The following is a 21,919-nucleotide window of genomic DNA, read 5'->3' as shown; positions in this document are numbered from 1 at the left end:
TTACCCTTAATTATACTCTAACTTTAACTCATCAACCACATATTGTGGCACTTGCTCATAACAAGAAAAATGCATACTATACTGCGCCCTTCCCTGAGACATAGAACGCAAAACGTTGATATAACCAAACATATTTGCAAGAGGTACCGAAGCAGTAATTATTTTACTATTATTACCTAAATCGAGCATATCAGCAACATTTCCTCTTCTACTATTTATATCACCCATAACATCACCCATATATTCTTCAGGAGTAATGATTTCAACTTTCATTATAGGCTCCAGCATTTTTGGACCAGCTTTATTTGCCATCTCTTTAAAAGCACCTTTAGCAGCAAGTTCAAAAGCTAAAGGACTAGAATCAACCTCATGAAAAGCACCATCAAGAAGGGTAGCCTTAAAATCAATCAACGGAAATCCCGAAATTATACCACCTTCTTTTATCAACTCCAAGCCATTTTCTACCCCAGGAATATACTCTTTTGGAATAGCACCACCTACAATTTTACTTTCAAATTGAAACCCAGAACCAGGCTCAAGAGGTTCAAATTTTATTTTAACCTTAGCAAACTGACCAGCTCCACCAGATTGTTTTTTATGAGTGTAATCAATTTCAACAGATTTAGTGATAGTTTCACGATATGCAACCTGAGGAGCACCGACGTTAGCCTCAACGTTAAATTCGCGCTTCATTCTATCAACAATAATCTCAAGATGGAGCTCACCCATGCCTTTCAATATAGTCTGGCCACTTTCCGCATTTACTGACATTCTCAAAGAAGGATCTTCTGCAACCAACCTATTTAGAGCAATACCTAATTTTTCCTGATCTGAAGTGGTTTTAGGTTCCACAGCAATTTCAATAACAGGCTCAGGAAATTCCATACGCTCCAATAATATAGGAAAATCAACAGAACATAAAGTATCTCCGGTGGTTGTTTTCTTTAGCCCAACTAAAGCAACTATATCTCCAGCCCTAGCCTCAGTTATATCTTCTCGGTTATTTGCATGCATAAGTAACATTCTGCCAATCCCTTCAGTTTCGTTTTTTAACGCATTTGAAGCGGTAGATTTAGACTTTAATTTACCAGAATAAATACGGATAAACGTCAAGCTGCCTACAAATTTATCCGTCATCACTTTAAATGCAAGAGCAACAAATTTCTCTTTTTCTGAAGGTTTGACCTCAATTTTCTTTTCTGAATCTTTAGGATCAATTCCAACAATTACATCAACATCAATAGGAGAAGGTAAAAAGTCAACCACACCATCTAAAAGTGGTTGTACGCCTTTATTTTTAAAAGCTGATCCACACAACACAGGAACAAATTTTCCTTTAATGGTCCCATTTCTCACGCATTTTTTCAGTAAATCCACTGGCAGATCATTAGACTCAAAGTAAGTATTCATCGCTTCATCATCCATCTCAGCTGCAGCATCTAATAAAAGATTTCGATATTCTTGAGCCTTATCAAGCAAATCAGAAGGAATATCTTCATAAGAAAATTTAGCGCCCAACGTTTCTTCTTGCCATATAATGGCTTTCATAGAAATAAGGTCAATTATACCTTTGAAATCTTTCTCACTCCCTATTGGTAAATGAATAACTAAAGGTGCTGCACCAAGCTTCGTCTTTATCATATCAACACATCGATAAAAATTTGCCCCTATTCTATCCATCTTATTAACAAAGCAGATACGAGGAACGCTATATTTATCAGCTTGACGCCACACTGTCTCAGATTGAGGTTCAACTCCAGCAACTCCATCAAATACAGCAACTGCACCATCCAAAACCCTTAAAGATCTCTCAACTTCAATAGTGAAATCAACGTGACCAGGAGTGTCTATTATATTGACCCTATGATCATTCCAAAAACATGTTGTTGCAGCAGATGTGATTGTAATACCACGCTCTTTTTCTTGCTCCATCCAATCCATAGAAGCTGCACCATCGTGCACTTCACCAATTCTATTTTGCTTACCAGTATAAAATAAAATACGCTCTGTTGTGGTAGTCTTACCAGCATCTATGTGAGCCATTATCCCTATATTTCTGTATTTAGATATTCCAATTTCCATATCACAATTAATTAGCTAACATTAAAAACGAAGATGAGAAAATGCCTTATTAGCTTCAGCCATTTTATATTTTTCTTCGCACATCTTAAACGCACCACCGCGTTTATTATAAGCATCCAGTATTTCAGATTGCAAACAATCAACAGTGGTTTTTCCACTCTTTTTTCGAGCAGCAGAAGTTGCTTTAGCAATCCACCTTAACGCTAAAGAAACCGCTCTATCTTGTCGAACTTCAACAGGTACTTGATAAGTTGCACCACCAATGCGTCGAGAACGCACTTCTATAGAAGGAGTAACATTTCCTACTGCTGTCTCAAAAATTGATAACCCACCTTCGCCTATTTTCTTTTCAGCTAAAGACAAAGCGTCATAGATAATCTTTTCTGCAGTAGATTTTTTACCACATTTCATGATTGTATTAATGAAACGCATCAGCAAAACACTGCCGTAACGCGAATCAGGACTTATTTCTCTTTTTTTTGCTTTATTCCGACGAGCCATAAACTTTAACCAGATTTCTTTACACCATATTTTGAACGAGCTTTCTTTCGATTTTGCACACCACGCAGATCAAGGGCACCTCTTATTATGTGATAACGCACACCTGGCAAATCTTTAACCCGCCCACCACGTATCAAAACAACAGAGTGTTCTTGTAAATTATGACCTTCACCAGGTATATAAGCCGTCACTTCACCATACCCACTAATTTTTACTCTGGCTACTTTACGGAGTGCTGAGTTAGGCTTTCTAGGAGTTGTAGTATACACCTTAGTGCAAACACCTCTCCTTTGAGGGTTGCTTTCTCCCAAAGCTGGTACCTTTTTCTTATGGGTCAATCCTAATCTACCCTTACGTATTAATTGATTTATCGTAGGCATATGTTATAAACTCAAGCTCATTAAAATAACTAAGTTTTTAGTTATAAAATAATAAACCTCAATAGTCAATATAAAAATAAACATTACTACTCTAATAATTAAGCTCAACTGCCTTGAAAGCCATCAGTAGACTTCTTGCACTACCTCCCAAGCCACAACTGTCATTCAGTAGAAACGAAAAAATTACTTTACAAGCTTCGCCAGCCCCCTTATCATGAAACTGAAGCTATTTATTTATCTTCTCTGTACAGATTAAATGACAAAAAAACTCACGTATCTGGCGTATCATGTTTAATTTTTTGCACTATGTGCACTCTATGTCTTTATAAAATTTCTAGGTTTTTACCTAATATAAGCTGAAATGCGCTTATAAAGCATTTAAAACATTAAAAAACGCCAACTTAAAAAATGGATAGTGAATAACTAGCTACCCTAGGGTTTCTTTTGCCTTTTTTTCTGTTTAGTAAATTTCTTAACGTTTATAATTTAGATTAGTTGCGGTTTAAAAGCAGCCAAATCGCGGTTATTAAGTGTTTAGAATAAAAAAACGCCATACTTGAAAGTATAATGTAAGTAATTAGCCAACCACGGGGCTTCTTTTGCCTTTTTTTTATTTGGTAAATTTCTTAAATATTTATGGCTAAACGACAATCGTCATTCCGCTACGTGTTAGCGGGATCTAGAGATACCGCGGCGGTATGACGTGGACTGCTGTCATTCCGCTACGTGTTAGCGGCTAAGATACCGCGAATGAATCGCGGTATGACGGTTCGTGGCGGTATGACGTAAAGCTCGCGTTAGCTATACTTTTATGCTCACCAACTTAGCTGGATCCAAGTAGTCAAGCTACTTGGATCTGCAAATTGCAATGTTCGTACAGCTGCGTGCTTGACACCGGGATTTAGTGCAGCTACCCTAAACTGGAAGCTCATCTTGCTATTCTTGGCTGAAAGGAACATATTTTTAGAATAATGAAAACAATCAGCACTTTAATTCAAGAAGGATCGGAGTTATTATCGTCACATAAAGTTGAATCACCACATTTAGATTGTGAAATCATCATGCAGCACGTACTTGGAGTGGAAAGATCATTCATAATTATGAACCATGCTGATCAAGTGCCGATGGAGAAAGAACTTTTATTTTGGAAATTAACAAAAAAAAGAGCGGAAAGATATCCAATATCGCAAATAATAGGTAATCGTGAATTCTGGAGTAAAAATTTTATAGTTAACCAGCATGTTTTGGATCCAAGACCAGATAGTGAAACATTAATCTCAACAGTGTTAAAATATTACCCAAATAAAAAGCAGAGACTAAAAATTGCAGATTTTGGTACAGGCACAGGTTGTTTATTGATATCCGTACTTAGTGAGTATGAATATGCCGTTGGTATCGGTTTTGAAAAAAGCTTGGAAGCATACAAAGTTGCCTATCAGAACACAAAGAAACATGATCTTCTCAGCAGAGCCAAAATATTTCCAAGCTCATGGACAGAGTGCAGAGGTTCATTTGATCTGATAATTAGCAATCCTCCATATATTAAAAGAAGCAAATTAAAAGACTTACAAGCCGAAGTGCAAAAAGAGCCAAGAATTGCTCTTGATGGTGGAATTGATGGTTTAAACTGTTACTTGAGTATTTTTCCAATATTGAAAAAGTGCCTTAAAAAAAATGGGTTTGCAATATTGGAGATAGGTGAAGATCAAAATGATATTGACAAAATAATACCCTCATACAAATTAGCTTTTCAGGAATATGTACATGATTTGGCAGGAATGAAGAGGTGCATTGTTATGCAAAAAACATAGCTAATGTTTTCTTCCTTCATCCCATATTATCCTATGTCATCCCAGCACCCTCTAGCTAGTCATCCAAGTAGCGTGACTACTTGGATCTATATTTACTATGGTCAAGGCATAGGATGACAGGAACGGTTTTATGCATTTTTTAAAAGGGCAACATGTTTAAGCTTTGCTGGCAAAGTGGAAAGTAAGGCCAGCCTCTATACCGTGTGTGTAAAACAATGTATTACCTATATTTATATCTTCTTTTGCTGCATTTGCTGGTTTACTCTGATCATCAAGCTTCTTTTTACCCCTGTTATTAGGATCATCTATAATTTCTCCAAGCGCATCCGTTGTAAGTTTAAGACCATCACCAATAACACCACCAATAGCACCAAAACCTCTATATCCGATATGCATATTTACATCTTCGTTTATGTGATAATCAAGGCCAGCTTTTAATTGACCTGCGGGTCTTATTGACGATTTTTCAAACATTGTCATTCTTGTTGCACCGACTCCAACCCCAACATAAGGAGAAAAAGAGAAACGGTCACTCTTCCAATGATGATAAACATTTGCCATTAGAGACATGTTTTCAATTTGGTCATGATTAACTGTAGCACTATAGATATAAGTTTTTTTACCAGCATCCTTACCAATGTCCTTTAGGTATGAAACAGTTATTTGACTACTTGTTAAACCAACATTATCCACTTTTACAGAAGAATACATCCCTTCCAATTCAGCTCTATAGCTGTTGTTACCCAATTCTCCTGTGTAACCAAATGCCACATTTGCGGCAAAAGGTGGATTATAATTTCCTTTATACTCACTTAGTGACTGACCTTTTGTGTTCTGAGCATCCCTGTCATTTATAGACAAATTTTTGATATCTGTAGTGCTTGTTTTTAGTTCACCCATGCCATTAAAAAATTGACCATAATACCCACTACCAAAGTAAAACCCTTCTGTTTCACTCGCAAAAGATTGTTGTGACAACAATAAAGCAAGTGCTGTAACCGCTAATGTTTTTTTACTAATCATTACTACTCCCCTAGTTAAAATAGCTAATCTAATACTAATTAATTAAAAATGGCTTAATATGAAAAACCTAATTATTTGCATAACTTGCACTTTTCTGAGCTAAAAATAGGCAAAGTTAACCTTACTTCTCGTCATTTTTTAATTTATCCTCATCTTCAAATTCATCCTCCTCTTCTTCGTCATCAAACCCATCATCGCTCCTATCCTCATCTTCCTCGTCATCATCTTCAAACTTATCGTCGATATCTTCATCATCAATATCTTCGTCTGCAAATTCATCTGATTCATCATATACTGCATCTTCGGTTTTAGTTTCAGCAGGATAATCAACTGAATTAGGTCCCTCAAGAACATTATTCCCCTCGTTATTAACCTTATCTTTGCTCGCAGCGGCAGAAAGAACTTTGTTTGGGTCATATGGTTCTTGTGTAGGCACACGAGTTTGTTTGAGCAGCCTTCTTGTGAAGGTGGTATCACTGTAGTACAAAATTTTCTTTGATTTAATTGGGTAAGTCGACTCTATTAAAATTATCTGATCGTCACGTGGCAACATAATAACTTCTTGAGGCAATAGCAATGCTCTCTGTATTTCAGAGATATGTAATGACCTTGAAGCAGGATTTAAATCTAAAAATTTAGGCTTATTCAACGATTCTTGTTGTACAGTTTTGTTTCCTATAAGTTGCGATATTAAATTAGCTGTTTCAATATTATTGGCTGCAAAAGTTATTCTGTAAGTCGAGTTTGACAAAAAGGAGTTCATCCCTGCTTCTTCGTATATTCCTTTGAGCTGCTCAGTATCTTGAACAATTAAGAATAACCTAACTCGATAACCACGAAAATATGCAATACCTGTTTGAAATTGCTCCATTTTTCCAAGTGTAGGAAACTCATCTATTAAAAACAATACGCCATAAGGCTCGTCATCCGATGGCAATTTTCTACATAAAAACTCAGTTGCCTGTTGGTAAAAAACCTGCATTAAAGGCCTGAGCCTAGTCAAGTTGTCAGGAGTTAAACCAACATAAACTGTAATTTTCTTCTTTTTAAAATCTAGAATATTAAAATCACTTGACGCAGTTGCAGTATCAATCAATGGGTTTGCCCACAATTCAAGTGATGAGTTCATGGTTGATACAACACCTGACCTTTCTTTATCAGCTTTTTGTAAAAAAGCTGCAATATTCATATATGCTACAGGGTGTAGTATTTTACCCATTGTATCAAGAGCAACAGCAAGATTATAAACCACGTCATCACTACGCATCGTACGCACAACTTCACCAAAAGATTTAACTTTCTCTGGTGCAGCAAGTAAGTATAATACCACTCCAACAAATAAGCTTCTTGCTTCATTCTGCCAAAAGTCTTGTTCAGGCATGATTAGGTTAGCTATTTTCTGCACATCGTCAACCATCTGCCCAGGTTTTTCACTAATCCATTGTAATGGATTGTAACAGTGACTTATTCCATCTGGCTGCGCTGGATTCCATACGTATACTTTTTGTCCTTGTCGTTCTCGCCAACCACTTGTTATTTCATAGTTTTCTAATTTTATGTCGTGTACAATTACCGAGTCAGTCCAAAATAATAAATTAGGAATTACAAAGCCAACACCCTTACCAGAACCTGTAGGTGCAAATAACAATGCATGCTGAAACCCATCAGAAATGAAGTATCCTCTTTTATCTTTACCAAGCAATAATCCCTTTTTGCTTCTTAATCCTGCTTTTCGTATGTCTTTCTCTGATGCCCACTGCGAATCTCCATGAAGTGATTCCTTCTTTTTAAATGGTCGCCACTCAATTATCCTTTCTCTTAAATTCCATAAGATAATCATTAAAACAATGATAGGCAGTGCAGAAGATATAATTAATGTGATTTTGAGCTCAAGGCTATATAACTCTGGATGATGCCAACAATATTGTATATGATCAAAAATCGTTGGCCAAAGAGCTTGAGGGAAAGGCGTCAAACTAGGATTAATTGCCTTAAAATCCACAGCATCCGGACCATCAGCAAACAGAACAAACAATATACCAGATAGATAGAAGCAAAACTCAAGTACGCTAAAAGCTACTACACCTCCTATGAGAATATTACGTAGGTGATTTCCATTACTCATAAACTACTCTTCCTTAACTTATGTATAAATTTAAGCATTTTCGCTCGCAGATCTAGTAAATAATATCTCAGAAATGCTTCTTTTGCCCCCACCGGTTCTTTTTAGCTGAATAACAATATCAATCACATTTCTAATGTATGGTATAATTTGGTCTGGAGGAATGCCAAGATTTGCCTGCATAACCATCAATTTTATTTGCTCAAGGGCCATTGTTGGACTATCTGCATGAAGGGTTGATATTGATCCAGGGTGACCAGTATTTATCGCCCTGAGAAAACTAAAAGCTTCCGCTCCACGGAGCTCACCAACTATTATTCTGTCTGGCCTTAAACGTAAGCACGCTTCTATCAAATCTTGAGTGGTTACTTTTGCTCTGCCCTGCCCTCCTTTAGAGGCAATTAGATGGACTTTATTGGGATGATCGTTCAAAACGATTTCCCTTGCATCCTCAACAGTAATAATTCTTTCCTCAGCTGGAATAGCACGCAAAGTAGCATTAGTAAAAGTAGTCTTACCAGTGGAAGTTCCACCACTAATTATAATATTTTTCTTACTTATTACAGCGTATTCTAAAAACTCTTTTATTTTTTTTTGCCTTAACAATAAATCCAAATGACGGTCAACTGGATTATCAGTTGCTTCTGTGACAGTTTCAGAAAAAGCCCCCATTTTTTCGTAATCATCGAGTGCTAACTGCATGCTAGAAGGCTTACGAATCGACATGACTACTTTATCAGGTTCACATGCTGGCGGAAATACTATCTGTATACGATAACCATTTGGTAATGTTGCCGAAAGTAACGGCGCTTCTTCGCTAAGTTTTTGTTCTGTAGCTTGAGCAATCAGTCTGCCAAGAGATTTCAAATGGTTAAGATCGAATACTTCTAATTTTTCACACCTTATTTCACCGCGATTTTCAATCCATACTTCCTTTGGCTTATTTATTGATATTTCATTTACGCCTTCTTCTTGAAATATGCCTTGTAATGGCCCCAAATATGTATCAAGTGCAGCATAGTTCATTTCATTGATTTAATATTGCCTGTGGAGGAAATACTATATCTTGGTTAACAAATACTTTCAATGCAGTGCCTTGATCAACATAAATAGTTGGTTTTTTATCTGTATATCTGCCCACTACATCCCGCATATCTTTAGAAAAATCCTCGATTGATTTCCCGATTGCTTCATCATAAACAGACTTGCTTTTTCTTTGAATTTGTTCTAACAGTTGATTTACAATTTCCAGGCTTATATTTACCTCGTCTTCTTCAATTCCTAGTGCTTTTGCTATTTCCTCTTTCATTATTTTTAGTAAATCTTGTCTGCTTTTGGCACTCCGAATTCTTCCGATAGCCCCAAGGCCTAATTTCCATTTGTCACTAGATATCTTCTTTTCTGGGTCAATAATGAGTTGGAGAGAAGAAAAATCTATTTCGGTTGCAGTGATAGACTTTACTGCATCTCTGATAGTTAGCGTATCAACAAGATTAGAAGCCTTTTGCCCTATAACAGCAGAACCAATCGAAACACCAGCAAGTGTCACTGAAGAGAATAACGCACTTACTATTTTGTTATCAACTATTCCTGCTATTCCTGCTCTACCAAGCTCGTCAGTACTAAGTGATGAGATTGCAATATCTATTCCATGTGGCAGAATCACTCTATTCCAGTTTATATTTACACGAGATTTAGCAACATTCGAGTCAAATGAATAACTGCCTATCAATCTTGAGCCTTTAGGTATTAAAACTGTATCACCAGTTTCTGCATAAACATCTCTACTCACCATAGCACGCAGCATTCCTTGCAGATCAGAGTTTATTGCAGTTTCAAGAACAGCATCAATAATTTTACCTTGAGTAATCATTAAACCAAGCTTTCCTACTCTGGTAGCTTTGCTCGATTGTGCTGAAGTGTCGGATAAAATAGCATCAGCAGCCTTGTTCTCTCCACTACCACCTGAAATTGTCAACATCTGTGCACTACGTCTGTCTCTAGGATAACCGCCACCCCCTATTGTAGGAAACGAGGTAGGTAAATTGCCCATAACATTACTAGAAGGAAAATTTTGCTTTGGCAAAATAGGTATATTTGACACAGGAGTTTCTTTTGGTTTCTCTTCTTCTTTTTTCATCACTTCTTCTTTTCTAATTTGTTTTATTTCTGGTATGATTAGTGGTGTAGGAAGAGGAGGTAAGGGTGGTAAGTGATCAGTTATTATTCTTTCAGGAACCATTACATTATCTGGAACTTGTTCCAACTTTCCTTTTAATTCTTGAACGTTTTGCTTTGTTTCCTCTTTTTTAATAACTTCTGAACCCTCTTTAGGAGAAGGACTAAAATAGAGATAATACACTCCACCAACCAGAAGCACTAAAATAATGACCATCAATGCCCTATGACCTTGATTAGAGCCAACTGTTACTACCTTATTCTCTATTTCTGATTCATCTTCTGAATTGTTACGCCTTTCTTTATTCATATTGCATGTACCACAGCTAAAGTGACCTATTTATAATTTCAACTTCACCATCTTCATAACGCATAAATAGCTTTTTATGTACTCCTTTTATTATAACATAATCATCAAATAACAGCCTTTTACAAGGTTTATCCTCCCCTTCTACAAAAATCTGAGGTATTTTATTATTATTTCTAAATTTTAAATAGGTTAAATAACCATCATCAAATAACTCAATCGGAACTATATCCGCATTACCACCTTCATCAATATATGTATAATTGTACTTCGTATCATTTTCTTGTATTATTTTTTCTAGCTTGTCTGTAGTATATTGCATTTGAGTAGGTAAAGAAACCTCATCTAAATCAACATCAAATTCACCTTCTTCTTGAGGATAATAAAAACGTACTACGTAAGATATATCCTTTTCAGCAGAATAATCGTGATCCACTTTCTTAGCATCAGTACCCGGGTATTTATCGTAGTTTGGCCTTGAGATTAAATCAAAAATGTAATTTCTTTTTTTAGTTGTCGTAATAATCATGTTAGTGCGACTACTAACTTCAAATGGCATGATAAGCAATTTATTGTCATAAGGATTAATTTTCCAACTTGATGCATCACCAACAGCGATATTTTTAACTTTTTCTCCTTCCGCAAATTCAATATAAGAATAGTAACCCTGACTAAAAACCACCGTAAATACTTCATTAGGGCTATACACAAAAGTCTTTATTCTACTATCTATAGAAATAGGCTCATTATAATTAATGGATGCGTTTAAATTGCCACTTACAAGTAAAGCTAAAACTAATAATATCCTATACATATTCATCATCTACTCTATATGAAATAACTTGAAATCCTAATGGGTTAATATATCTTTGCTGATCATCCATTTCAAGCGATGCATATCTATATGACATAATAACTATCTTATTTTTTCTCGTAGAACTTCCATCTTTCCGTGTAAATTCCACAAAAAATCTCACCTGAAGAGCATCGTTACCCAACTTTTGAATTGAGCGAATTTTAAATTCACTTTTGGTATCTGAATATAAATTAAAAAGATCATCCATATTCTGCGATCCTACATAATTTCTAAATTCATTATACACATTAGGTGAGGAAAACAACCTCACCTTTGTATAATAGTTATAATTATAATGATATGGATCAAAAACCTCCCTTGCTTTTATATACTCTGAAATAAAATAATCGTTTAGCGCTTCATCTGCAGAATACTGTTTTACTGTGACAGGATCAACCAATTGCACTATTCCTGATTTCTTGTCAATTTCTATAACAAATGGCTCAATAGTGCTACTTGTGCTAATTTTAAATACGACTAATATGCTGATAGAGATCGTTGCTAATAATATTAATGCAAATAAAAGTAGAATATTCCTTTGAGCAATAACTGTGCTGTAGCGGTTTGAATTCCAATTTATATCCTTATCTAAGGATTCAGTATTTTTTTCTCGCTTAAAAAATCTTAGCATTTTAGTATTCCTAAAAATCTTAACTTATGTTAATAAACATAGCAAATTAACAAAGTAGTTACAGCAAAAAAGCTAAAAAACTCTTAATCTATGGCCTAATTTACCAAACTTTGTCTCCATATATGAATCGTTATATTTATTACGTTCCACAATAAGTGGTAGACACTTTGTAACTCCTATACCACTACTTTCCAATTCTGACAATTTCCTATCATTGTTTGTAAGTAATTGGATTTTGTTAATGTTCAATTTCTTAAGCATTTTAGCTGCAACAGCAAAACTCCTTTCATCATCTTCAAAACCCAATATTCTATTTGCATCAACAGTATCAAGATTATGTCCTCTTTGCATACTGTACGCTCTTAACTTATTAGTTAAACCAATGCCTCTTCCATCTTGCATCAAATACAATATAATACCACTTCCAGAGTCAGCTATCATTTGAATTGCTTGATGTAACTGACTTCTGCAATCGCATGACAAGCTATCTAACAAGTCACCCGTATAGCACGAAGAATGAATTCTCACTAATGGTTCGTCATCTTTATCTGGATTGCCAATGATAATTGCATGATGTTCTCTTCCACCACTTTCGGTTCTATAAGATATGATATTTACTTCTTGAGTCTGTTTTAAAAATAATGATGTTTTGCACACTTCATATACATCCTGATTTTCTTGAAAATTATTTATGAATGACGTGTCCAGTGCAATAACGTCATTTTTCTCGCACCAATTTCGCATTTCATGGTTATTCTCAAAAGTCATATCAGCCACTAACGCGTATGGCAATAATTCTGAGAACTTAAGCAAGGCAATAGCACATTCATCTATTGTCTTTGAGCATTGCAACTCTTTTATGCAATCTTCCTTTGAACAGTTTATTAAATAGAGCAGTTCATCAAAATTATTCACCAACAGACGTTTGCTGTTATGTTCTTTATTCTGAGATATGTATTTTACCTTACTTGAAGTTAAAGTAACATATACATTACTTGATGTAAGCTTGTATTGATTAAATAAATCTCTTTCTAAAGCCTCAGCAGCAGCAAACAATAGGTAATTACTTTCATCATATATTACAATTGGCCGACCGCGCCTGATTTCGCTGATAGCTCTTTCTACCTTATTGCTACTCTGATTTCCTATAAACATTTTTACCCATATTAAACAGCGATAAAAACTGGTGCGGCCGAGAAGACTTGAACTTCCAAGGCCTTATGAGCCACAGCGACCTCAACGCTGCGTGTCTACCAATTCCACCACGGCCGCACTATATTCTAGTTTTTATATAATTATTTTAAATTACTTAATCATTTTAGAATTTTTCATCTAGAGTGTCAATCTGATACTAGAATAATTTAGAAATTGTTTGTATAATTTGATTATGAATTTTGTGATTATAAATTTTAATCATTTAAGATAACCTTACTACTAATTTTTAACTTAGGTTTTTATACAAATGAATATAGCTAATATCTTTATTTTTTTAGCTCTCTCTCTTATAACTAGCTTTCATTTCGTCCATGCACAAATATTATACACATGGTCTCAAGTTATCCCAGAAAATAAACTAAGCATACGCGCAATTACGGACAATGACATGTGTCCCATTGTTTATGTTGATGGCGAGGAAACAGAAATGCTGAATCGCAGCTCAATTAACAATGGTGATCATAACGAAACAGTTTGTGAACTGACAGTACAAACAAGTGCCAAAAACATTAGTATTGAGGATCTACGGGTTCCTATATTACCAAAAAAGGTTAATAAAATTGCTTTCATTGGTGACACGGGCTGTAGAATAAATATGTTATTTCAGCAGGAATGTAATTCGGTAGATAGCTGGCCTTTAAAAAAAAATTTAGATTCAATCGCCCTTCATAAACCAGATTTAATTATCCATGTTGGTGATTATCATTATAGACAAACAAAATGTAGAAATACAAAAAAGTGTGGCGATATTTATGGATATAATAAAGAAGTTTGGTACGCTGATTGGTTTGAGCCTGCAAAGGATATTTTATCACAATCCCCTTTCCTTTTTGTTCGTGGAAACCATGAGAGTTGTGATAGAGCTTATGAAGGATGGTTCAGGTATCTAGATTCATACCCCTTTTCGTCTGAAAAATGTGGAAACTTCGTTTCTAGTTGGTCCTTAGATGCTGGACCGATGAAATTTTTTATCTTCGACTCTTCATCCGGTGAGGATATTTTTACAACCCAAAGCACAATTGATGCTTTTGAGAGGCAATTTGATAAATTGATACAAAATAGTTCTGACAAGCCCATGTGGTTTTTAACTCATAAACCGCTTTGGAGATCTCCAAAAAAAGAATTTTTGACATTAAAAAGCCATGGTAATCTTACACAAATCGAAGCTTTTGGAGATAAATTTCCAAGCAATGTTACTACCATAGTTTCTGGCCACATTCATATAGCCCAGATTTTATTAATGGATAATGTTCCAGACCAAATTATAGTTGGAAACGGTGGTGCATCATTACACGCTCAAGATCAAGAATCTGTTTATCAAAATGTAGAATTTGACTATTTAAATGGTAAAAACTACTTAGCACACGAGGTTAGAAACTTTTTTGGCTTTGGCTTTGCAATACTAAATTTAGATGATCACGAATTTACCTTCTATAATCAACACAATAAGGAAATGTATTCTGCGAAGCTAACAGAAGATTTTAAACTTAAACGGATTAAAACTATAGTCGATTCATTTTAGGATTTGTTATTAGCTATTTTAAAAACGCTACTTAAACATTTTTTTTAATCGATTGATTTCATCAGCAAATTTTGAGTCGGTCTTTATAAAATTTTCTACTTGTTTTACTGCATGTATAACAGTAGCATGGTCTCTGCCACCAAAGTTTCTCCCAATATCTAGTAGGCTTTTTTGCGTAAATTTTTTGGCAAAATACATAGCTATTTGTCTTGGCCTTGCAAGACTGCGAAGCCTTCTATTGGATTGCATATCTGCAACCTTTATATTGAAAAATTCAGCTACTTTCTTTTGTATTTCTTCTATTGTGACTGACCTATGATTTGACCTAAGAAGATCGATTAGGGTTTCACTAGCTGATTCTACCGTCATACTTCTTCCAATTAATGAGGTATGGGTAACCTTATTTAATGCTCCTTCTAATTCTCTTATATTAGATTTTATGTTCCTTGCTAAAAACTCTAGGACATCTTTCGGAACATACATATTCATCTGCTCCACTTTTGCCTGCAATATACCAAGCCTTAATTCAAAAGTTGTTTCATTAATATCTGCCACCAACCCCCAACCGAGTCGTGATTTTATTCTTTCTTCCACTCCATCAAGATCACTAGGAGACCTATCAGCTGATATAACCAATTGTTTATTTTGGTCTATCAATGCATTGAAAGTGTGAAAAAATTCTTCTTGTGTACTATCTTTACCACTGATAAATTGCACATCATCTACCATCAATACATCTACTGATCTAAATTGCTCTTTAAATAACATAATATCTTTGCTTCGCAGCGCTGTAATATATTGGTACATGAATTTCTCTGCTGATAAATACACCACTTTTCTTTTTGCTGATGGGGAATTGACTATGTGCCAAGCTATAGCATGCATTAGATGTGTTTTACCAAGTCCCACTCCACCATATAGAAACAAAGGATTGCTGCCTAATATTGGATCTATAGATTCTGCCACACGCTTTGCCGCCGTAAATGCTAATTCATTTGGCTTTCCCACTACAAAATTATCAAAGGTGAACCTTGGATCCAGCGGCGAACCAAGATTATGATTACTTTCCTCTCTGTTTTTTAGTATAACATTAAAATTTGAATTCCTCTCCTCAATTACTTGAATATCAATAGAACGTATACTTTTATCTTCGCTTTGCCATAATGATAATATTTTTTTCATGTAATGAACTGTAATCCACTCTTTTATAAACCTTGTTGACACGGATAAAAGAACTTCCCCATTTCTGCTACTGACAAATTTTAGTGAACTCAGCCAACTATTATATGTTGCTTCTCCATAAAGATTATAAAGACAATTTTGGATTTTTTCCCAAGTAACATTGTGATCCGTTACTGTAATAACCTGATCAAAAAACATAGTAGAAACCTTAGGGCTAGTTAAGTTCATATACCACACCAAGAAAAAAGCAATAATTAGAAAAATACAAGATAATCAATAGCTTACTGCAAAATGAAAAGCTAATACTACTTAATACATACTAAAAATTATGGTGATTTTTTGATGGGTTGTAAAGGGTATAAAAACATTAAAATTGATCATTTTTATTTCAAAAAAATGAAAAATTTGTAAATGTCGCTTGTATCGAGGATTAGAAGCATGCTATTAAAAACAGTAATACATTATGTATAAATAAGAGGTTGTCCGGAAACAAGTAAAAGGCTATAATATCTGAAATTTTAGTACGGGGTAAAGATGAGAAAAAAGTATCCAACAGATCTAAGCGAAAGGGAATGGGCAAGAATAGAAAAACACTTCAGAGTATCATACAAGAAAGGAGGAAGGCCGCCAAAGTATAGCAAAAGAGAAATATTAGAAGCAATTTTCTATGTATTGCGTACAGGGTGTCAATGGCGGTATTTACCAAATGATTTTCCGCTATGGAAGACTGTGTATGAGCAGTTCAGGCAATGGAAGAAGCAGGGAATTTTTGAGAAAATGAATTATGAAATTACAAAATATAGTAGAAGAAAAATAGGAAGGAATGAGCAGCCGAGTGCCTGTATAGTAGATAGTCAATCTGTAAAGACTACAGAAAAGGGGGGATCAAAGGCTATGATGGAAGTAAAAAAGTAAAGGGTAGAAAAAGGCATATAATTACAGACACTCAGGGTTTTATACTAGGTTGTTACGTAGGCGCTGCTAACGAAAATGATAGAGATGGTATTAAAATAGCATTAAACAATATGAGAACAAAATATACTAAAGTTAAAAAAATGTGGGCTGACATGGGATACCAAGGAAGAAATTTAAAGAATCACATAAAGGAAGAATATGACATAGATATTGAAATTGTTACAAGGCCTCCATGTAGATTTTGGGTGCACAAAGATACGCCACCTGAGCTACTACCAACAAGAGAACAAGGGTTTAAAGTACAGCCAAGAAGATGGGTTGTAGAAAGGACTTTTGCTTGGGTTAATAGGAATAGAAGGCTATCGAAGGAGTATGATTTACTCACAACATCCACTGAGAATTTCATATACCTAGCTATGAGTAGGGTTATGTTAAAGAGGGAATATGCTTGAATTTACTAGTTTCCGGACAACCTCTAAGATGTTAAATTTACTGGCAAATAAGTAAAGTATTCATATAAATATAGCTAACCTAATATAGATTTACTGAAGCAAATTTATGATTATATTAAGTAATTTGAGTTGTTATGCTGTATTCGGTATTGAACTAGAGTTTTACATTGAAGGAATAGAAAAAGAATACTTATTTCTGAATAGCATCAAAAATAAAATAGCATCTCTTGAATTTTCTTGCGAGAAGGAGAATTCTACACATCAGTATGAGATAAAAAGTGGTTGTTATACGAACTCCGACAATTTAATTAAGCATTTTGAGTTAGCAAAACAATCACTTACTGAAACAGCACAAAAACTAGGTGGGAATATTTCTTTTAAAGCAAAGCCCTATTTGGATAGAGCAGGCAGTGCATTAAATGTGCATGTTAATCTCGTGAATTCAAATAACGATAACTTATTTTATATCAATGAGCAAAAGTACAGTGACTATCTGATTCATAGTATTGGTGGATTATGTGCAATGATGAAAAAACATATGTTGTTTTTTGCTCCAAATGATGATTCATATTTAAGATTTCAGTACCCGGATATTCACACTCCAACTACGATTAGTTGGGGAATAAATAACAGAACTGCTGCAATAAGAATTCCCTATTTTGGCAACGATTCCAAAAGATGCCGCCTAGAGCACCGTGTTCCTGGAGCAGATTGCAACCTTGAAAAAGTACTCACAGCAATAATTGAAGGTATAGTTTTTGGTATAGAGAACAAAATTGCTCCGCCAAATAGAGTGTATGGCATTGCATCTGATCCTCAATATAAGATGGAGAGTTTGATATAGCAACTACATCTAAAACCCTAACCCGTTAAATGGCTGTTGGATAATTGGCTGTTTTAGCACTTCCCTCACATCATTATTTACATTCCCGCACTGTAATAGCCACTCTGCAGGAGATAGTTTTCTCTCAGGTTTAGATTCTATACTAATATTTGCACTTGGTCTTTCAGGAAGTGGATTACCAAGCGCATCCATGTGTTTAGGTAAAGGTTCCATAACAATATTTGTAGCACTAGAAACGGAATGACTATCTTTAGTATCAGCGCTTTTAGAAAGTGAATTACCTTTGAAATCCATATGTTTAGGTAGTCCATTTTTCATTTCTTCTTCTGCTCTTTTATTTTTTAATTCTTCTTCTAGCTCAGTTTCAGTTCTTTTTGGTTCTTTTACGGTATCTTTTTCTTCACCTTCATCTTCTGAAACTTTATCTCCTGAAACACGAGTAATTTCAGCTTTAGTTCTTATTTTATGAATCAGCGAAAGTAATAAGTAAGTAACTGCAGCAGCAGAAACGATAATGGCTATCTTTGCGGCAATGTGGATTGCTGTTAAAAATATTAAAGCTGATAAAGCTCCAGCTAATCCAGACACAATAACTTTATTTTTGCCTTTTGTTACATTTAGAATTGCCACCATAATAACCTCTCAAATACTGTTCTAGAATTATTATACAGGAATTTTCTTATACTTGCAATTTTGCGAAAATTTTAATTATTTGCATAAAGTTTTAAAGCTACACAAGGATTAATTAATATGCAATGTATCTCGACTATAATATTGTACAAACACACATATTCAGCTAACATTCAACATGCAGAGCTTACTCATAGAGCGAAACAGGGCGGTGGTATTATTACTTATAGTAATTTTTATCTTCGGTTCATACGTTTATGTAAAAATGCCAAGGGAAAGCAATCCTGATATACAGATTCCTATAATCAGCGTGTTTGTTGGACTTCCTGGGATTTCTGCTCAAGATAGTGAAAAGCTATTAGTGCTTCCTATAGAAAATGAACTAAGATCGATCGAAGGTGTAAGAGAATTGAGAGCTTTTGCAACTAATGATGGTGCTCACATGATACTCGAATTTGGAACAGAGTATGATAATAAAGAAGTGCTCGATAATGTCCGTTCAAAGCTTTCAAACATAAAATCGAAGTTACCTGTTGAAGCGGAATCTCCAATAATAAATGAAATAAACTTGAGTCTATTTCCCATATTAAATGTTGGCTTAATTGGTAATCTGCCAGAAAGAGCCTTAACTGAAATAGCACGCAAGTTAAAGAAAGAAATAGAATCTCTGCCAAATGTTCTCAAAGTTGAAGTGGCAGGTATTCGTAAAGAAACAGTGGAAGTTATAATTGAGCCCACAGTTCTAACAAAATATAACATTCAATCAAACGAAATATTCCAAGCTATATCAAGCAATAATAGACTAGTGGGAGCTGGGTCACTGGCCGGTAAATATTCGATTAAAATATCAGGGTTATTAAAAGATATAGAAGATATTATGAATATTCCTATTAGATCTCAAGGCGATGCAGTTTTGAGAATCAAAGATATAGCAAAAGTATACCCTAGGTTTGAGGATCACCAAGGATTTGCTCGCATTAATGGATTACCTAGTGTCATGCTAGAAATTTCAAAACGTAACGGAAAAAACATAATAGACACAGTAAATCAAGTAAAATACTTAATGGATAAGGCAAAAGATCAATTACCTGAAAATTTAAAAGTGGTGTACTTAAACGACCAGTCAAAAAACGTCCGCGATGTGCTTGATGACTTGGAAAACGGCATAATATTTGCTGTGTTGTTAATATTGATTATAATGATGCTTTCTATGGGAACAAGGATTGCTATTCTTGTGGCACTCTCGATACCCGGTTCCTTTCTCATTGGGATAATAGCTCTTTACTTTATGGGTATAACCTTAAATATCGTTGTGCTCTTCAGTTTAATTATGGCTGTTGGCATGCTGGTTGATGATGCAATTGTGATCAGCGAATATGCCGATAGAAAGATGATCTGCGGAATGGATAAAGTAGAAGCTTTTTACACTTCAGTTCGTGATATGTTTTATCCGGTTCTATCATCAACGTTAACTAAATTAGCAGTGTTTTTTCCTCTATTATTCTGGCCTGATACTGTTGGTAAATTCATGCAGTACATACCAATTACAATAATTCTAACTTTGACTGGATCGCTCATTATGGCTTTGGTTTTTATACCAACACTTGGTGCAATATTTGGTAAGCCTTCGATAACTTCAAAAAAAGAAATAAAAAAAATGAGTGCTATAGAAAGTGGTGAAATAAAAAATGCTGGGCCTATAATAAGAGCTTACGTACGCATGCTAGAGAAGGTTTTGGATAATCCTAAAAAATTCGTATGTGCTACTGTATTCGTTTTGTTTTCATTTAGTGTGCTGTACTTTACTTTTGGTCCTGGAGTAAAGTTTTTTCCGAAAGTGGATTCAGATAATATTTTAATCAGTGTTAAAGCAAAAGAAAGCTTATCAGCCAAAGAACGAGATCTGATACTCAAAGAAGTGGAAGAACGCATTTTGAGCATTGAAAAAGAAATTCATGTTTCTTATGCTAGATCAGGAGCATTTTCAGACAACGTTATCGCCAGAATACAACTAGAACTTATGGATTGGCGCTTCAGGCGCAAAGCTAAGCACATACTAAATGATATAAGGAGCAGTGTGCAAGACATGAAAGGAATAATAATTAATGTTCAAGAGGAAAAGCCAGGACCGTCGGCTGACAAGCCAATACAAATTAACCTCAGCGGGAGTGTATCCAGTTTGAATTTAGCAGCAGAGAAAATTCTAGAAATTATGAACCAACCTTCATCCGGGTTTATAAATATTCAAGATAGCAGATCAGCACCTGAAATAGAGTGGAATATGAGTGTTGATAAGAGTAAGGCTACAAGCTCTGAAGTAAGTGTTGCAACCATTGGCGATTTTATAAAGATGGTTACAAATGGAGTGTTGATTGGAAAATATAGACCAAATAACACGGATGAAGAAATCGATATTGTACTCCGTTTCCCTGGAAAGGATCGCAACATGAAGACTATAGACAATCTTTTTATCAATACAGTTAATGGCCCGTATCCTATGAGCAATATAGTAAAATATGCTCCCGAAAAAAAGGTAAACAAACTAAACAGGATTGATGGATTACGCATAGTGACAATCTCTGCTGACGTTGATACTGGCTATCTTGTTGATGAAAGAGTAAAGTTCATTCAGAATTCTATTGCCCAGGATTGGGACAAGGGAGTAAAAATTGATTTTAAAGGCGACAAAGAAGATCAACAAAAATCAGGAGCATTTTTGTTAAAGGCTTTTATATTAGCGATTACACTAATGATATTGGTATTAGTGACACAGTTTAATAATGTATACCATACATTTATCGTAATGACAGCAGTGTTTTTATCCACAACATGTGTGTTTTTTGTTTTCTTTCTTATCCAACAAGTTTTCGTAGTTGTTATGTGTGGAGTGGGGATAATTGCTTTGGCGGGAATTATAGTGAATAATAACATACTATTACTTGATGCCTTTCATCACCAAATTAAGGTACACAAAAATGACATCAAGCGATGTGTAATAAACGCTGCAATTTCTCGCGTTAGGCCAATATTGCTTACCGTTGCAACCACAGTTCTTGGTTTAATACCGATGATTACCAGGTTAAATATCAATTTTTTTACGCTACAAATCACATATGATGCTCCATCAAGCCAGTGGTGGGTTGACATTTCAACAACCATAGCAAGTGGAATATTGGTTGCAACGGTTTTAACTTTATTCTTTACTCCTGCGTTGCTTGTTATACAAAGACATGAAAAAACTTGACTTAAATTAGCAATCATTTAACAT

17 protein-coding genes and 1 tRNA gene are annotated in these 21,919 nt (G+C 35.0%); 5 read left to right on the top strand and 13 right to left on the bottom strand.

What is annotated here, in order from left to right; translation table 11 throughout:
• Positions 1 to 6 precede the first annotated feature (6 nt).
• The 3 genes from fusA to rpsL are packed head-to-tail and all read right to left on the bottom strand — an operon-like array spanning position 7 to position 2,963.
• Positions 7 to 2,082, bottom strand: coding sequence for an elongation factor G (fusA, locus tag AAGD51_RS02195; protein ID WP_236514502.1), 2,076 nt, complete (start codon positions 2,080 to 2,082; stop codon positions 7 to 9).
• A 21-nt stretch (positions 2,083 to 2,103) separates the two neighbouring features.
• Entirely contained in the window at positions 2,104 to 2,583 is a 480-nt protein-coding gene (gene rpsG, locus AAGD51_RS02190; RefSeq protein ID WP_007549313.1) for a 30S ribosomal protein S7, read from the bottom strand.
• A gap of 5 nt (positions 2,584 to 2,588) precedes the next feature.
• Positions 2,589 to 2,963, bottom strand: coding sequence for a 30S ribosomal protein S12 (gene rpsL, locus AAGD51_RS02185; RefSeq protein ID WP_006279787.1), 375 nt, complete (start codon positions 2,961 to 2,963; stop codon positions 2,589 to 2,591).
• A 971-nt stretch (positions 2,964 to 3,934) separates the two neighbouring features.
• Here rpsL and prmC point away from each other — a divergent pair.
• Positions 3,935 to 4,774 carry a peptide chain release factor N(5)-glutamine methyltransferase gene (prmC, locus tag AAGD51_RS02180; protein ID WP_077188468.1) on the top strand — a complete coding sequence of 280 codons (840 nt, stop codon included), beginning with the start codon at positions 3,935 to 3,937 and terminating at the stop codon, positions 4,772 to 4,774.
• 156 nt (positions 4,775 to 4,930) lie between these two features.
• Here prmC and AAGD51_RS02175 read toward each other — a convergent pair whose 3' ends face one another.
• From AAGD51_RS02175 to AAGD51_RS02140, 8 genes are all read right to left on the bottom strand, one after another.
• Positions 4,931 to 5,797 carry a P44/Msp2 family outer membrane protein gene (locus tag AAGD51_RS02175; RefSeq protein WP_236514503.1) on the bottom strand — a complete coding sequence of 289 codons (867 nt, stop codon included), beginning with the start codon at positions 5,795 to 5,797 and terminating at the stop codon, positions 4,931 to 4,933.
• A 121-nt stretch (positions 5,798 to 5,918) separates the two neighbouring features.
• Positions 5,919 to 7,922: a type IV secretory system conjugative DNA transfer family protein gene (locus tag AAGD51_RS02170; protein WP_341810485.1), complete on the bottom strand. Its 2,004-nt coding sequence runs from the start codon at positions 7,920 to 7,922 to the stop codon at positions 5,919 to 5,921.
• 30 nt (positions 7,923 to 7,952) lie between these two features.
• The gene (gene virB11, locus AAGD51_RS02165) at positions 7,953 to 8,945 is read right to left on the bottom strand and encodes a P-type DNA transfer ATPase VirB11 (protein ID WP_236514504.1); all 993 of its coding nucleotides are present in this window, start codon (positions 8,943 to 8,945) and stop codon (positions 7,953 to 7,955) included.
• Between the two features lies 1 nt (position 8,946).
• A complete protein-coding gene (locus AAGD51_RS02160; protein WP_006279782.1) occupies positions 8,947 to 10,407 on the bottom strand; it encodes a TrbI/VirB10 family protein in 1,461 nt (486 codons plus the stop codon).
• 16 nt (positions 10,408 to 10,423) lie between these two features.
• Positions 10,424 to 11,224, bottom strand: a complete 801-nt coding sequence (gene virB9, locus AAGD51_RS02155) for a P-type conjugative transfer protein VirB9 (RefSeq protein ID WP_265040885.1) — start codon at positions 11,222 to 11,224, stop codon at positions 10,424 to 10,426.
• On the bottom strand, positions 11,211 to 11,891 hold the full coding sequence (locus AAGD51_RS02150; RefSeq protein ID WP_236514507.1) for a virB8 family protein: 681 nt from the start codon (positions 11,889 to 11,891) through the stop codon (positions 11,211 to 11,213). The genes virB9 and AAGD51_RS02150 overlap by 14 nt, the downstream gene beginning before the upstream one ends.
• A gap of 72 nt (positions 11,892 to 11,963) precedes the next feature.
• On the bottom strand, positions 11,964 to 13,046 hold the full coding sequence (locus AAGD51_RS02145; protein WP_010082649.1) for a GTP cyclohydrolase II: 1,083 nt from the start codon (positions 13,044 to 13,046) through the stop codon (positions 11,964 to 11,966).
• Between the two features lie 29 nt (positions 13,047 to 13,075).
• Positions 13,076 to 13,163, bottom strand: a tRNA-Leu gene (locus AAGD51_RS02140).
• Positions 13,164 to 13,353: 190 nt separating this feature from the next.
• On the opposite strand from AAGD51_RS02140, the gene AAGD51_RS02135 reads away from it, so the two are divergent.
• The gene (locus tag AAGD51_RS02135; protein WP_006279778.1) at positions 13,354 to 14,628 is read left to right on the top strand and encodes a metallophosphoesterase; all 1,275 of its coding nucleotides are present in this window, start codon (positions 13,354 to 13,356) and stop codon (positions 14,626 to 14,628) included.
• A 27-nt stretch (positions 14,629 to 14,655) separates the two neighbouring features.
• On the opposite strand, the gene dnaA is transcribed toward AAGD51_RS02135, so the two are convergent.
• Positions 14,656 to 16,038, bottom strand: a complete 1,383-nt coding sequence (dnaA, locus tag AAGD51_RS02130) for a chromosomal replication initiator protein DnaA (protein WP_341810484.1) — start codon at positions 16,036 to 16,038, stop codon at positions 14,656 to 14,658.
• A gap of 306 nt (positions 16,039 to 16,344) precedes the next feature.
• On the opposite strand from dnaA, the gene AAGD51_RS02125 reads away from it, so the two are divergent.
• Positions 16,345 to 17,177 (top strand): IS5-like element ISWpi1 family transposase gene (locus AAGD51_RS02125; RefSeq protein WP_236514306.1). Its coding sequence is split into 2 segments (ribosomal slippage): positions 16,345 to 16,714 and positions 16,714 to 17,177, totalling 834 coding nucleotides; the frame shifts between segments, so codons are not numbered across the junction.
• 106 nt (positions 17,178 to 17,283) lie between these two features.
• Positions 17,284 to 18,021: a glutamine synthetase gene (locus AAGD51_RS02120; protein WP_006279775.1), complete on the top strand. Its 738-nt coding sequence runs from the start codon at positions 17,284 to 17,286 to the stop codon at positions 18,019 to 18,021.
• Positions 18,022 to 18,030: 9 nt separating this feature from the next.
• Here AAGD51_RS02120 and AAGD51_RS02115 read toward each other — a convergent pair whose 3' ends face one another.
• Positions 18,031 to 18,654 carry a hypothetical protein gene (locus AAGD51_RS02115; protein ID WP_236514509.1) on the bottom strand — a complete coding sequence of 208 codons (624 nt, stop codon included), beginning with the start codon at positions 18,652 to 18,654 and terminating at the stop codon, positions 18,031 to 18,033.
• A gap of 175 nt (positions 18,655 to 18,829) precedes the next feature.
• Here AAGD51_RS02115 and AAGD51_RS02110 point away from each other — a divergent pair, with 175 nt between their 5' ends.
• A complete protein-coding gene (locus AAGD51_RS02110; protein WP_320157274.1) occupies positions 18,830 to 21,895 on the top strand; it encodes an efflux RND transporter permease subunit in 3,066 nt (1,021 codons plus the stop codon).
• Positions 21,896 to 21,919: the final 24 nt, after the last annotated feature.

Source organism: Wolbachia endosymbiont (group A) of Volucella bombylans, assembly GCF_964026965.1.
Classification (GTDB): Bacteria; Pseudomonadota; Alphaproteobacteria; order Rickettsiales; family Anaplasmataceae; genus Wolbachia; species Wolbachia pipientis.
This window is presented reverse-complemented; position numbering and strand designations above follow the sequence as displayed.